Below are 797 nucleotides of genomic sequence, written 5' to 3'. Positions count from 1 at the left end.
GCGTTCGTGTCGACCAAGTGCGGCCTGCTCGTGGGCGAGCAGCACATCGTCGCCAACGGCCGTCCCGGCTATGTGAAGCGGGCCTGTGACGCGTCGCTGCGGCGGCTCCAGACCGAGACGATCGACCTCTACCAGCTGCACCGCGTCGACCCCGAGGTCCCCGTGGAGGAGACCTGGGGCGCGATGGCGGAGCTGGTCGCCGCGGGGAAGGTGCGGGCGCTGGGGCTGTGCGCCGTGGGGGCGCGCGCGGGGCGGCGTACGGCGCACGGCCGCGCCAGGGCCGGGCTGCACGACGCGACGATCGGTCTGCTGGAGCGGGTGCAGCAGGTCTTCCCGGTGAGCGCGGTGGAGGCCGAGCTGTCCGTGTGGTCGCCGGAGGCGCTGGACGCGCTGCTGCCGTGGTGCGCGGCGCGCGGCGTCGGCTTCCTCGCGGCGATGCCGCTGGGGAATGGTTTCCTCACCGGCACACTCACGCCCGGACAGGGCTTCGAGCCCGACGATCTGCGGGCCCGCCACCCCCGCTTCACCGCCGAGATGATGGCCGCGAACCAGCGCCTGGTGGTGGGCCTGCGCCGGGTGGCGGAGCGGCACGGCGCGACCCCGGCGCAGGCCGCGCTCGCGTGGGCGCTCGGACAGGGCCCGCACGTGGTGCCGATACCCGGCGCCAAGCAGGAGCGGTGGGCGGTGGAGAACGCGCGGGCGGCGGCGGTGCGGCTGACGGAGGCGGACCTGGCGGAGATCGCCGCGCTGCCGCCCGCCCTGGGGTCGTGGGACTGAGGTCCCCGCGCCCCTCGGTC

Annotated in this window: 1 protein-coding gene; it reads left to right on the top strand. The window is 76.0% G+C overall.

The genetic code is table 11. The features are described from left to right. On the top strand, positions 1-777 hold a 777-nt coding region (locus tag AB8Z36_RS41680; RefSeq protein ID WP_369218517.1), incomplete at its 5' end, for an aldo/keto reductase. Positions 778-797: the final 20 nt, after the last annotated feature.

It is taken from the genome of Streptomyces flavofungini (assembly GCF_041028215.1).
Lineage (GTDB): Bacteria > Actinomycetota > Actinomycetes > Streptomycetales > Streptomycetaceae > Streptomyces > Streptomyces flavofungini_B.
The sequence above is the reverse complement of the archived record's forward strand: the minus strand, read 5'-3'. Positions and strand labels throughout refer to the sequence as shown.